This window comes from Spirosoma humi, assembly GCF_054776575.1.
The window spans coordinates 1,541,802-1,554,834 of sequence record NZ_BAAHBR010000008.1 but is presented as its reverse complement, the minus strand read 5'-3'; the positions used below and the strand labels follow the sequence as shown (position 1 = coordinate 1,554,834).

The 13,033-nt window shown below is 50.4% G+C and carries 12 protein-coding genes; 8 read left to right on the top strand and 4 right to left on the bottom strand.

From position 1 onward, the window contains the following. Positions 1-27 precede the first annotated feature (27 nt). Positions 28-348: a heavy metal-binding domain-containing protein gene (locus tag ACYU8Y_RS15095; protein WP_460938614.1), complete on the top strand. Its 321-nt coding sequence runs from the start codon at positions 28-30 to the stop codon at positions 346-348. Positions 349-456: 108 nt separating this feature from the next. On the opposite strand, the gene ACYU8Y_RS15090 is transcribed toward ACYU8Y_RS15095, so the two are convergent. After that, the gene (locus ACYU8Y_RS15090; protein WP_460938612.1) at positions 457-1,992 is read right to left on the bottom strand and encodes a P-loop NTPase family protein; all 1,536 of its coding nucleotides are present in this window, start codon (positions 1,990-1,992) and stop codon (positions 457-459) included. A gap of 163 nt (positions 1,993-2,155) precedes the next feature. Here ACYU8Y_RS15090 and ACYU8Y_RS15085 point away from each other — a divergent pair, with 163 nt between their 5' ends. After that, positions 2,156-3,949 carry an IPT/TIG domain-containing protein gene (locus ACYU8Y_RS15085; RefSeq protein ID WP_460938610.1) on the top strand — a complete coding sequence of 598 codons (1,794 nt, stop codon included), beginning with the start codon at positions 2,156-2,158 and terminating at the stop codon, positions 3,947-3,949. A 98-nt stretch (positions 3,950-4,047) separates the two neighbouring features. Here ACYU8Y_RS15085 and ACYU8Y_RS15080 read toward each other — a convergent pair whose 3' ends face one another. Next, positions 4,048-4,983: a 2-hydroxyacid dehydrogenase gene (locus ACYU8Y_RS15080; protein WP_460938608.1), complete on the bottom strand. Its 936-nt coding sequence runs from the start codon at positions 4,981-4,983 to the stop codon at positions 4,048-4,050. A gap of 152 nt (positions 4,984-5,135) precedes the next feature. Between ACYU8Y_RS15080 and pdxA the strand changes: the two genes are divergently transcribed. The 3 genes from pdxA (at position 5,136) to ACYU8Y_RS15065 (ending at position 8,443) form a co-directional block, all read left to right on the top strand. Further along, complete coding sequence (gene pdxA, locus ACYU8Y_RS15075) at positions 5,136-6,818, top strand: 4-hydroxythreonine-4-phosphate dehydrogenase PdxA (RefSeq protein ID WP_460938606.1); 1,683 nt, start codon at positions 5,136-5,138, stop codon at positions 6,816-6,818. Positions 6,819-6,915: 97 nt separating this feature from the next. Beyond that, positions 6,916-7,803, top strand: coding sequence for a YicC/YloC family endoribonuclease (locus ACYU8Y_RS15070; RefSeq protein WP_460938604.1), 888 nt, complete (start codon positions 6,916-6,918; stop codon positions 7,801-7,803). Position 7,804: 1 nt separating this feature from the next. Beyond that, positions 7,805-8,443 (top strand): DNA-3-methyladenine glycosylase, encoded by a 639-nt coding sequence (locus ACYU8Y_RS15065; protein WP_460938602.1) that lies wholly within the window; start codon positions 7,805-7,807, stop codon positions 8,441-8,443. Between the two features lies 1 nt (position 8,444). On the opposite strand, the gene ACYU8Y_RS15060 is transcribed toward ACYU8Y_RS15065, so the two are convergent. Further along, positions 8,445-9,008 (bottom strand): pentapeptide repeat-containing protein, encoded by a 564-nt coding sequence (locus ACYU8Y_RS15060; RefSeq protein ID WP_460938600.1) that lies wholly within the window; start codon positions 9,006-9,008, stop codon positions 8,445-8,447. A 211-nt stretch (positions 9,009-9,219) separates the two neighbouring features. On the opposite strand from ACYU8Y_RS15060, the gene ACYU8Y_RS15055 reads away from it, so the two are divergent. Next, complete coding sequence (locus ACYU8Y_RS15055; protein WP_460938598.1) at positions 9,220-9,378, top strand: hypothetical protein; 159 nt, start codon at positions 9,220-9,222, stop codon at positions 9,376-9,378. Positions 9,379-9,512: 134 nt separating this feature from the next. On the opposite strand, the gene ACYU8Y_RS15050 is transcribed toward ACYU8Y_RS15055, so the two are convergent. Next, complete coding sequence (locus ACYU8Y_RS15050) at positions 9,513-10,715, bottom strand: hypothetical protein (protein ID WP_460938596.1); 1,203 nt, start codon at positions 10,713-10,715, stop codon at positions 9,513-9,515. 262 nt (positions 10,716-10,977) lie between these two features. On the opposite strand from ACYU8Y_RS15050, the gene ACYU8Y_RS15045 reads away from it, so the two are divergent. Both ACYU8Y_RS15045 and ACYU8Y_RS15040 read left to right on the top strand, forming a co-directional pair. Further along, positions 10,978-11,325: a LytR/AlgR family response regulator transcription factor gene (locus ACYU8Y_RS15045; RefSeq protein ID WP_460938594.1), complete on the top strand. Its 348-nt coding sequence runs from the start codon at positions 10,978-10,980 to the stop codon at positions 11,323-11,325. A gap of 752 nt (positions 11,326-12,077) precedes the next feature. Continuing rightward, a complete protein-coding gene (locus ACYU8Y_RS15040) occupies positions 12,078-12,974 on the top strand; it encodes a glycosyltransferase family protein (RefSeq protein WP_460938592.1) in 897 nt (298 codons plus the stop codon). The last annotated feature ends 59 nt before the right edge of the window (positions 12,975-13,033 follow it).

Genomic DNA, 13,033 nt, shown 5'->3' with positions numbered 1-13,033 from the left:
CCGCCTATCAACCTACAAATTCTTTTTATGCTCGTAACGACTACCTCTAATATTGAAGGCAAACGTATCACTAAATATGTGGGTCTGGTCAACGGGGAGGCCATTATTGGTGCCAACCTCGTTAAAGATTTCTTTACCACGATCAAGGATGTAGTCGGCGGGCATTCGGGGGCTTATGTACAAGCCTTACGGGAAGCTAAAAGTATAGCCCTCAAAGAAATGATCGAGCAGGCCACTCGGCTGGGGGCTACGGCCATCATCGGCGTTGACCTGGATTACCAGACCATTGGCGGCAATGGTTCCATGCTCATGGTCAGTGCCAACGGTACAGCAGTTGTTGTTGACTAAGGCAACAACGCCCTGATTATTTATGCTACAAAAAAGGGTATCTCACCAGGCGCTGCCCATTCAGATACCCTTTTTTGTGTCACCCTCTAACGCTATGCAGCAGTGGGTCTAAAACCGATCATCGTCATCCTCTTCTTCCTCCTCTTCACCAAAATTGGTACCGGGGCTGAACATCGAACCAAGTAGATCTTTGAACGACAGCCCTGTGTCCATCGCTTTTTTGCCTACCAGGGAGTGTTCGGCCAGGCCGTGCAAAGCAAACTCCATCATAAACAGCTTTTCCGTTTTACTCAGCCGCGGATGGAACTGGTCAACCAGATCGTCAAGACCATCGATGGTGCGCAACCGGGCTTCATAGTCGCGGTTGGTCAGTTCGTTAAGAAACTCCATAACGTTACCATCACCGAACCAATCCGTAATTTTTTTGTACGGATTCCCGCGTTTGTCTTTTTTAGCTTTTTCGGGATTCGGAAAATAGCCTGAAAACTGATTCCGAATGGCTTTACCGATCAGGTTCTGCGCCACAATGACCGGACCTTCTACCTCCCCTTCATAGACTAGTTCTACCTTCCCGCAAATGGCCGGTACAACCCCGTAGAGATCGGCAATGCGCACATACGTCTCTTTTTCTCCATTGATCAGCGCCCGCCGTTCGGCCGACGAAAGCAGGTTCTCGTACGCCGAGATTGTCATCCGGGCCGATACACCACTTTTCGAATCGACGTATTCACTCTCACGAGCTTCCAGGGCAATCTGCTCAATCAGGTCAGCAATCAGATCGTTGGTCTTCACCATACCCTTCTGCTCCGTTTTTACGACAGCTTCCTGCATAGTAATTTTCTTGCCGATTTCGATTGATTTCGGATAGTGAGTCACAATCTGGGAGTCAATACGGTCTTTCAGGGGGGTCACGATGCTGCCCCGATTGGTGTAATCTTCCGGATTGGCCGTAAAAACAAACTGAATATCGAGTGGCAACCGAAGTTTGAACCCACGAATCTGAATATCGCCCTCCTGCAAAATGTTAAACAGCGACACCTGAATACGAGCCTGGAGATCAGGCAACTCGTTGATTACGAAAATACAGCGGTGCGACCGCGGAATCAGCCCATAGTGAATGGTCCGTTCGTCGGAGTAAGGCAGTTTAAGCGTTGCCGCTTTAATCGGGTCCACGTCGCCAATCAGGTCGGCTACCGATACATCGGGCGTAGCCAGTTTTTCGGTATACCGGTCATTGCGGTGCAACCAGGTGATGGGCGTTTGATCGCCTTTCTCCGCGATCAGATCGACGGCAAAGCGGGATAGCGGCATCAGGGGATCGTCGTTCAGTTCGGACCCTGCTACCACCGGAATGTACTCATCCAGCAAGTTGACCATCAGGCGGGCGATACGCGTCTTTGCCTGCCCACGCAGCCCCAGTAAGTTGATATGGTGCATGGAAAGTATGGCCCGTTCCACATCCGGAATAACCGTATCTTCATAGCCCCATATGCCCGGAAAAACCACTTCCTTCTCCTTGATTCGGTCGATTAAATTATCCCGCAGTTCCTGCTTGATTGAGCGGGTTTCATACCCGGCGGCTTTGAGTTCGCCAAGTGTATTGATTGCCAATAATTTTGATGCTTTCAGGCTGCGGTAGCTCATTTGTTTACGAATAGACGATAGTAATGAATAACGAGTTATTCTTCATCTTGCATTATTCACTGTTACATTGTTCTAACAGGCTTTCGAAGGAAATGGTTTTTGGACAGCCAAATTGACTAATTTTACCGATTATGCCTGGGAGCTCAACCTCCCGTTGCCGTTTATGAAATCAACTGTATTACTTTTCTTTCTACTCAGTACGCTTATTGGGTTCACCAGTTGCCGGGTTCAGCACAGTCCGCCAGAGCTCATTAAACTGTCTGTTCCCCAGGCTTATGTCGATCAGAGTCTGACTCTAACGGGTTACCAGTTTGGCAGTGAGCCAGCGGTTATGTTCGGTTCAGGAGCAGGTGCCCTGTCGGCACCCATCAGTAGTAACAGCGAAACGACGATTCAGGTGAAAGTGCCCCGTGTGGCACCCGGCAACACGCAGATCAGGGTTCAGACGCCGGAAGGCACGTCGGATCCACTGCCCTTTTCCGTTCTGCAACCAGCCCCCATCGTAACGGCGATTACACCAGCCAACGGTATTCAGGGACAACTCATTACCATAACCGGCGATTACTTAAATCAGCTCAAACGGGTCCGGTTCGATAATATCGACGCGGTGGTTCAGGACAGCTCTACCAAAAAAATCACCTTTCCCGTACCCGCTACCGTAGCCCGCGGACCTCAGCCGCTGACGATCGAAACCATTGGGGGCCAGGTAACCAACCGATTTATTGTTGCCGGAACGCCCCAAATTACCAGCATAAGCCCATTGAACACAAAACCCGGCGCAGAGCTGGTCATTCAGGGGAAAAATTTCACTGATGGCATTGTGAGTATCAATGGCCTGACGACCGACAAAACTCTGACAACGATTAAGGATACCGAAATTCGCACCATCGTTCCGGCAACGGCTACATCGGGTCAGGTATCGGTACGGGTTTTCGAAACGTTAGTCGCTACCAGTACCGACAGCGTGAAAATTTTTCAGCCGCCGTTCATTACTCACCTGCTCGCTCAGGATGGCATTGCCGGTGATAAACTAGTGATCGAAGGCCGTAATCTGAGCCAGCTGACGTCGGTCTCGATTGGCAGCGTACCCACCACTTTCCGTATCCTTAGCGATGCTCAGGTAGAGGCCATCGTTCCGGCACTACCGGCATCAGCACAAGTATCGGTGGTGGCCAGCGGGATTGGTGGCAACACGACGGCTACCGATCCATTCTTTTTTTACCTTGCTCCCTCCAACCTCGTCCTGACCCCAGCCAGGCAACTGGGGGGGAAAACGCTGACGATTTCAGGCAGAAACCTTTATCGCATTACCGCTGTCAGTATCAGTGGTATTCCGGTGCCCATTACCAGCCGAAACGAAGGCATAGACTTGCTGGTTGGTGTTCCAACAACGGCAGTTAGTGGATCGGTCACCGTGACCAGCCGCGCCGGTACAGCGTCGGCACCTCTGGTTATTGTTCAGAAAGCAGTTATTTCGGATATTATCCCCCTGACGGCGAGGCCGGGCGAACGCGTCGTTTTACGAGGTGACTTTTTGAAGGATGCCCAGGTTTTCTTCGCCGGTGCCGCTACGGCAGCAGTCGATGGTGGTAAAAACGAAGACACGGAACGCTGGGTGACCGTTCCTGCCGATGCCCAAACGGGCCCTCTGCGCGTAACGAACATTACGAATGAGACGACCACCACGGCTGCGTTCACGGTGCTTCGACTGACATCCAGCGTAGAGTTTACGCCAAAATCTGGAAAGGTTGGCGACGACGTTATTTTAACGGGTCAGAATATAGCAACCGTTCAGGAAATTCGGTTTGGCAATGGCGCTTCAGCCGCGGCCAAGTTTGTGGTGGAAGGCGCAACGATTCGGGTTACGGTGCCAACCGGCGCAACAACAGGCCAGATTTGTCTGACAAATGCAGCGGGCACTACCTGCACCAACGCTAGTTTCACCGTCACCAGGTAGAAACGCATACTTGCGTCTCACTCGCGTCAGCAACAATTTATATAAGTCAAAAACTATCCGTAAAATTGCTGACGCATCTGAGACGCAAGTATGCGTCTCTACGATTGAATCTGCCTGACCAGCACTTCGTTGATTCGGACGTAACTTTCATGTGTCCAGCCAGCAATGTGAGGGGTTAGAACAACGCGGTCTGACTGACGAAGGTAATCGAACGAGCGTTGCTGTTCAGGGGTAAGCTTGTCCAGCTTTTCGTTTTCCAGCACGTCGAGACAGGCGCCCCGAATTTTACCATTCTCCAGTCCACGTACTACCGCCGACAGAGACGTAATTTCTCCCCGGGCGATGTTGACCAGATAGAAGGGTTTGCCGAACTGGTCAATAAACGTATCATTGATCAATGTCCGGGTCTCGTCGGTTAGCGGGATGTGAAGGCTCAATACGTCAGCTTCGGTACAAATTTGCGCCAGATTTGCTTCCTCGGCAAAGGTATCTCCGTAGTTGGTCAGGTATTTATCGTAAGCCATAACCCGGCAACCAAACCCGCTTAACCGACGTGCGGTAGCGCGGCCATTATTACCGTAGCCAATCAGGCCTACGGTTAGGCCTCCCAGTTCATAGCCTCGATTTCCTTCCCGATCCCAGATGCCCTGGCGCACTTCCCGGTCAGCTTTCAGAATGTTCGCCAGTAGACCCAGCAACATCCCAACCATATGTTCGGCAACGGCGTCGCGGTTGCCTTCACCGGCATGAAAAACCCGGATACCCCGGCGTTCGACGGCTGCCAGGTCAATTAAATCCAGACCGGCACCGGCCCGGCCAATAAATTGCAGATTGGGGGCGTGGGCAAGCACTTCTTCATCAACGGTGGTTTTGCTTCGTATCAGTAGCCCTTCATAGGGTGCCAGTGTGGTTAGCAGATCAGCCCGCGTAAGCTTAGGCTGGTAATCGTACCGAAAGCCAGCCTGATCGAGCATGGCAAAAAGCGACGGGTGCATTTCGTCGACAATGAGAATAGACAGTTGATTCTGGGACATCCGTGGGGTTTTCGTAACTTGCAGGCAATTACAATGAAAATGTAGAATGAAACGTGATGAATAAACACGTGTTTTAGTTATTCCGTTTGTTCATCACGTTTCATTCTCATTTTTCACCACTTGCTAACTCTTGGCGAAACTACAAAAAGTGCATGGAACAACGCCAATCCGAAGAATCGAACCCACACCGTACGAACGTGTCTGATGAGTCCGCTCCAGACAATCGGCTACGTAATAAGCCAGCCGATGAGACTGGCCTAGCCACTCCGCCACAGGTGGATAATAAACCTGTAGACAAGCGACAGGAAACACCACAACGCGAAAATCGTACCGACGACCAACGCGGTGGCGAAACCCGTACCGGCGACCAACGGAACGGTGGACAACGCCACGAACGAAACCGCGATGGCGGACCACGCGATGGCGGACAGCGTAACGGTACTCAAAACCAACGTGATCATCGCAATGGCGAACCACGTAATGGCGAGCAACGTAATCAGAACAACCGCCAGAACCGCGATGAACGACCGGCGGCATCGGGCGCAACGCCGACCGCTGAGCCTGCATCAAACGACCGGCCAGAGCGGAGCCAAAGGCCGAATAACCAACGCCCTAAACAACAGCGCGAAGGTCAGCCAACGGCCAACCCCCGCCCTGCCGAGAACCGGCAACGCGATGATCATCAAGCCAATCGAAATCGCCCGACAACCGACAACCGGAACAGCCAGCGTGATCCAGGCTTGATCGATCCGGAACCTCGTGAGAGTATTGATCAATCGGGGCAGTCGGCCGAAAGTATGGGACGCGATGATCGGTTAGTGATTGGTATTTCGCTGGGCGACTTCAACGGCATTGGTCCCGAAGTGATCCTGAAAGCATTGCAGTACAATCGGTTACAGAAAATCTGCACGCCCGTCATCTACGGTTCCATGAGAATTCTGAACCGATACCGAAACCTGCTGAATCTGAAAGACTGGAACCTGAACGGTGCCCAGACAATAGGCCAAATCAGCCACAAACTGACCAACGTCATTACCTGCTGGCCCGATCAAAACCAGGAGATTCAGCCCGGCCAGGTGACCCCCGAAGCTGGACAAGCGGCCCTGGCGTGTTTGCAGCGTGCCGTCGATGACCTCAAGGCGGGCAAACTGGATGCGCTGGTAACAGCCCCCATCAACAAAAATAATATCCAGTCGGAGGAGTTTAAGTTTCCAGGTCATACCGAGTACCTGGCCGAAGAATTTGGGGTAACGGACAATCTGATGTTTCTGGTAAGCCAGACCCTGCGCGTAGGCGTCGTAACGGGTCACGTACCCCTGGGCCGTGTACGCCAGAACGTCACCCGCGAACGGATTGCGCAGAAACTAACCCTGATGATGCAGTCGCTAAAGCAGGATTTTGGCATCGAAAAACCGAAAATTGCGGTCCTGGGTCTGAACCCACACGCGGGCGAGGAGGGATTGCTGGGCACGGAAGAAAACGAGATCATCAAACCCCTCATTGCCGAATGGCGCAACAAAGGTCAGTTGGTGTTTGGTCCCTACCCCGCCGATGGTTTCTTCGGTACACGGGCTTATACAAAATTCGACGCGGTACTGGCTATGTATCACGACCAGGGTCTGATTCCATTTAAGGCAATTGCCTTCGAAGAAGGGGTCAACTTTACGGCAGGCATGCCCGCCGTTCGCACATCGCCCGATCACGGTACCGCCTACGATATTGCCGGTAAGGATCTGGCCGACGAAACATCTATGATACAGGCCATTTATACCGCCATTGACGTTGCCCGAAATCGAAAAGAATTTTTGGAACTGGAAGCAGGGGCGTTAAAATAAGGGATCGCCTTGTACGGTCTGTACACTTGGATGACAGGCCACATAGTGTACGGGCAGTACAAAGCGACCAGTCAACAACTTTATAACTATAGCAAGAATGTTAAAATCAATGACCGGCTTCGGCAACGCAACGGTGGAGGCTGGTGGCCTGTCTGTAACGGCGGAAGTTAAAACGCTGAATTCTAAGTTTTTAGACATTTATTGCCGAATGCCCCGCCAGTTTTCCGACAAGGAAATTGAACTTCGGGCCCTACTCACCCAGCAATTGGAGCGGGGCAAAGTCGAGCTGTCGCTTAATCTGACCCGCGTCAATGCCGTTCGGCCCGGCGTTACAATCAACCGGCCGTTGGTGTTGGCCTACGTTTCTGATCTTAAAGAAACCGCCAATACGATGCTGATGAGCATTCCGGACAGCGATGTGCTGCAACTGGCGCTGCAGCAACCCAATGCGTACCTTACAGAATCGAATGACACAGCCGCCGACTCGTCTGACTGGGAAACGGTACTGGCGGCCGTAAAGGAAGCCATCCAGCGGTGCGACAGCTTTCGGAAGCAGGATGGAGCCGTTTTGGAAAGTAAATTTCAGGAATACATCCAGATTATCACCGACCGCCTGGCCGACATTGAAGAACATGACGTTCGGCGGATTCCGGCAGTGCGCGACCGGATGCGACATTCGGTACGTGAGTTGCTGGACAGCGAATCGTTCGATCAAAACCGCTTCGAGCAGGAGTTGGTCTATTACGTAGAGAAGTTCGACATCTCGGAAGAAAAAGTTCGGCTGACCAATCACCTCAACTATTTCCTGGAAGTGCTGGCAACGGAAGAAGCCAACGGCAAAAAGCTCAACTTCATTTCGCAGGAAATCGGCCGTGAAATCAACACCATCGGCTCCAAAGCCAATGACTCCTCCATTCAGCGGTTTGTGGTGCAAATGAAAGACGAACTGGAAAAGATTAAGGAACAGACCATGAATGTGATCTAGTATGCCTAAACTTCCTCTTGATTTCTATCAGAACCACGATACGCTAACGCTTGCCCAGCTTCTGCTGGGTTGCGAACTGGTGCACGAATCGGCCGGCGAAGGCACCACGGCGGGGATCATCGTTGAAACGGAGGCTTACCTGACCGATGATCCGGCCTGCCATGCGTACCGCCGGCAAACGCCCCGCAACGCGGCCATGTTCGGCCCGGCAGGAACACTTTACGTCTATCAGATCTACAATCATTACAACTGCATCAACATCGTAGCGGGGCCAGAAGGTGTAGGGGAAGCCGTCCTGATTCGTGCGCTCGAACCCACCGAAGGGCTTGACTTGATGGGTATCCGACGCAACGACGCCTTCAAAACGGGGTTCGCCCGATACCGCAACAACACCATCGACCCCACAACAGCCGATGGGGAACGTAACCTCGCCAACGGACCGGGCAAACTCACCATCGCGCTGGGTATTAGCCGAACTGAGCATAACTTCGCGTCGCTGACCACCGGAGATATTTACATCCGTGGCCCCGTTCTGCATGATTTCGACATGGTTACAACCACCCGCATCGGCCTGACACAGGGGGCCGATCTCCCTTATCGTTTCTACGTGAAAGGCAATCGCTATATCAGTAAGAAATAAGCTAACTGATAACGATATCGTATTTAGTCAATAAACCCGGCAAGCTATGAAGTGAGAATTTTGTCTTCTTTAGTCTATTGCCATCGGGGTCCAGACTCAGGTTGTAGGAGGTTGAGAAATCTACCTGAGTCAGGGTATTGTTGGCAAATTGGGTAAGCTCCAGATTACAATTTTTAAATACCGCTCCACTCAGGTCGCAATTCATGAAGCGAGCTTCTTTTAGCGAGCAATCCACGAAGCGGGTTTTCTTAAGGTTGCGGCTAAGAAAGCTGGCGTAGTCCAAACGGCATTCCTGAAAATCGACATGGAAACCGAAGCTGCTGCAATGCCCAAAGTTGAGCGAGCTCAACAGGCAGTTGGCGAATACAATATCGTCCAGTTTAGTGCCTTCAATCACGGCCATTCCCAGGTTGCAATTTTCGAATCGGCAGTTCGTGAAGCTGGCATTGGCTAGTATAGCTTTCGATAAATTAAGGTTTCTGAATAGACACTGCTCAAACTCGTGGCGGGTCCATTGGTCTATACGGTTTGAGTTCTGGTCAAAAAGCTGTTGGTGAAATTCCATTTTTATCCGTTTTCAAATCTCTCGCGTGCCGGTGTCCACTACCCAGCGTCATCCTTCGCGCATGGAGGCACAAAAGTAGGCGAGCGTTGTACCCCTTATGCCTTTCTGAATAAGAAATCTCTGTTATTAAGATTCCCTGGTTGAATCAGGACAGGCAGGCCAATCTAACATTCGCCAGTAATTACATCGGCAACGAAACGGTGCGTAACAGTTGGCTGATAACTATCGTGAATACCCGAACAGCAACGAACAATGCATTTACAATAACACCATCGTGAAAAGCCCCGGTGGATTGATTGGTGCTGGCAATGGAGCCACCTACAGGTTCTACAATAACTTCGACAAAAATGGGGCCTTGTTAACGCAGTAGGCTGGTTGTTGACGATAACCTGTTTGTGGACTTTTCGTCAATGACCGTTTCTCTAGTTAACGCACAAATGGCATCGGGTTGCCGCCTTGGTAAGCAGCAGTCCGATGCCATTTATGCGTTAAAAACCCGGATGATCAGAGCGGTTTATTGAGCGCTTTTTCCAGTTCGCTTTCCTCGTTCACCGATGGGGGTTTTACCTGGCTAGGCTCTTTTGGCTGTTGAGCAGTTTTTTTGACGGTTTCCCGACGAGGCTCCTTCGAACGAATCGTTGCAATTTCCTCTCCCGACGCAACAACTGTCCGTTTGGTACCAGATTTATCGGCCGCAAACGACTGCCGCATCCGGGCCAGCGAATCGATCACCTGCGTTAAATTTTCATGACCCTTTTCCGGGTAAGTGATCGACTTGGCTTCGCTGTTTGGCGAGCGCACCGAAACCGTCGGCTGACCGGGTGTTGGTAAAGACTGTTTTACCGACGCTGCCTTCGGCGTTACAGGCTGGCAGAGGCCGGGAAAGAGCTGGCACTTTTGGGTGTAGCCAATATACCCCAGCCCACTCATACCAGCGAGCACGGCTATTATAAACCAATTTCCTGACCGACCTGAGGACAGGGACGACTCCCGTTTCTGCTGATTGACAGCCAAACGACGTCCAGTTGGCATGGAGAACCACCCCGTCCGTCTTCCCCGAAGAGGAATTATCTGGCGATCGGATGGAGTCTGGATCGTCAATTGTCCCGTGTATAAACCGGGTTTACTGGCCGCGAACCGAACATGCACATGGAACTTTCTGGCCGGTGAAACTACCGTTAATGTGGGGCTGTAATAGGGACGGCTATCACTGGCCAGTTGAAAATAGGCGGGTAAGTCGGTTGTCAGCGTAATAGGCGTGTCAACGGGTTGCTGACTAATCGTCAGCAATAGGTAGGCTGAATTATCGCTTGCAGTTTGCGTGAAGGAAAGCTCCGAATGACTAACCGTCAGCCCGGCGTTTCTGGTCACTGCCTGGGTTACCTCAATTGGCAAAACTACCGTTTCTGCCGCTGGATTCTGGATTGTCAGCACACCGTTCACCGGGTACTCTTCGGCATACGCTAAGGTAACAACACCACGGGCAACCCATTGTCGATTAGGTTGTTGACTATGCTCAAAGGTTTGCTCCCGACGAGGTTCGCTGGTTTGCGAAGTGGTCATATAGTATCCTTCCGATACCGTTACTACCAGCTCTTTATGATTTGCGGGTAGCTCATCGACAATCGACTCTACCGTGAAACTAAACGCCTTATCGTGGAAGTCGTCGGCTCGAATGAGCGTCTGAACAGACTGCTGAATAGGCATATGTGAATTTCTATGGATTGAAGAGGCTTTTATTAACCGGACAGCCAGGCTGGTATTCAATAGTTCAGGTACAGAACCGTCCCTTATTCTTGTATACCGAATAGTAAATTAGTCAATTAACGCGTGTATAAACTGACTCAAAATGAGTAAAATTCGGTCTTAGAATCAGACGAGTAGGTGGTGTTCTAAGCGATTTCTGCGGTTTAGTTAAAAACCGAACGTAAAGTCACTACGTATGTACTACCAACTCAACAAACACCCTATGAAAACTATTCAATTGGTCGGACACTCACCGACTGTTTTGGTTCAATCTATAATGTGGCTGGAAGGAGATGCCAACTATACACGAGTTCATTTTCAGGACGGTTCCATTAAACTAATCACCCAGTCGCTTCATTGGTTTGAAAAAAATCTGGACTTTGTTCGGGTTCATCGTTCGGCAATTATTAATCCGGCTTACGTTCAGGAGTTCAGTCAAAAAAAAGGTCGATCCGGCTCAATACGGTTAGCCGATAATACGCTTATACCTGTTTCTCGGGACCGTCTGGAGTATACGGCGTCTCAGCTTTCGCTAACAAACGAGCATCGGTCGCCTTCCGAAGAAGTATAAGATAAGCGAAGTCAACTTCCACTCCTAACGTCAGGCGCTAACTAGCAGCCTGACTCATTCCAGCTCCGCCTACCGCTAATTGAGTCGTTTTACTGCTCATCACAACGACTCCGTATTTCCATACGAAATTAAGCACTCATTTTAGAAAATATAAGCCGACTACCGAGAAATACGAGTTAATTTCTTAGCTGGTATAACGCAAAATAATCCTATTATTAATCAAAGTGATTTTATCCACTTGTTACTATATTATTTCTTATAAAAACAAAATATATTCAACAAAGAATATTACGTCAATATAACTAGCTATTTTATTTAATACCTGTATTTCCTGTATAGGCTTCTGCTTTTTGTTTAAGCAAACTCCCCCTCTAGTTTTATAGTAGATATACCGGTAAACAACCTGAACGGTGCATCGCTTTCTGGCAGTCACTCCGCACAAACAGGACAGGCTACCACTCCCTAACCTTACCTGAACAATGCCTACTCTGCCCTGATATTGATGCCCAGCCAAACAGCAGGCGCGATGTCATTAGATCAGGTCATTAACCGGCAACCAGTCCCGTCTGGACGCACAACCGAACAACGATTGATCGGGCCGATATACGTACCTACGCTCTACAAAAGCAGACTATTTCTCTGGTATGCAGAGCTACCGACGTACGAACAAATCTTAATTCACCCAGGACTAGTAGCCATGAATTGGCTTCTCTGCGCCAGCGAAAACTTATACTATTCAATCGTTTTACGTTATGACTGCACCGGTAATTCTATTTGCCTACAAGCGCCCAGATGAACTGAAGGCAACCATTAAAGCTCTCGAAGCCAACTATTTAGCTCCGGAGAGTGATCTGTACATTTTTGCTGACGCGCCCAAGCGCCCGGCTGATGCGCCCAAAGTGGCGGAGGTTCGTCAACTGCTAGACGCGGTTTCCGGCTTTAAAAGCATTCATCGAGATTACGCGGAAACCAATATCGGATGCGCTGATTCGGTCATTAGAGGTATCTCTCAGGTGCTGGCCAAATACCCCACGGCCATCATTGTGGAAGATGATCTGGTTACGTCGCCCAACTTTCTGGACTTCATGAACCAGGGTTTGGAACAGTACGCCAAAAATAAGCGGGTTTACTCCGTAGCGGGTTACACATTTCCGTTTCAGAAACCGGCCAACCATGCGTCGGATGCTTACTTTATTCCCCGTCACAGCCCCTGGGGATGGGCTACCTGGGCCGACCGCTGGCAGTCGATTGATTGGGACATGGCCGACTACCCGGCTTTTACGCAGGACAAAGCCGAACAGCGATTGTTCATGCAGGGCGGATCCGACTTATTGGGTATGCTACGCGACCAGATGGAAGGAAGGGCAGATGCCTGGGATATCCGCTTCTGCTTTAACCGATTCAAAAACAATGGCTTAACGGTTTATCCGACGATTTCGAAAGTAGAAAATATCGGGTTCGGCGAAGAGGCTACACACACGAATATTTACAACCGCTATAAAACCCAGTTGGATGACGGGCAACAACGGGTCTTCAACCTGCCGAGAATCGTCCAGTCTACGGAATATTATCAACAACAGACCCTTCGCCGATACAGTATTCCAATTCGGATATTCAACCGGTTGAAAACGCTCGCTGGCATGCGTTAATCCAGTTTTGACCGCCCCGTTAGTGTTTAGCGGGGCGCTTTTTTTTCAGCATTTGTCTC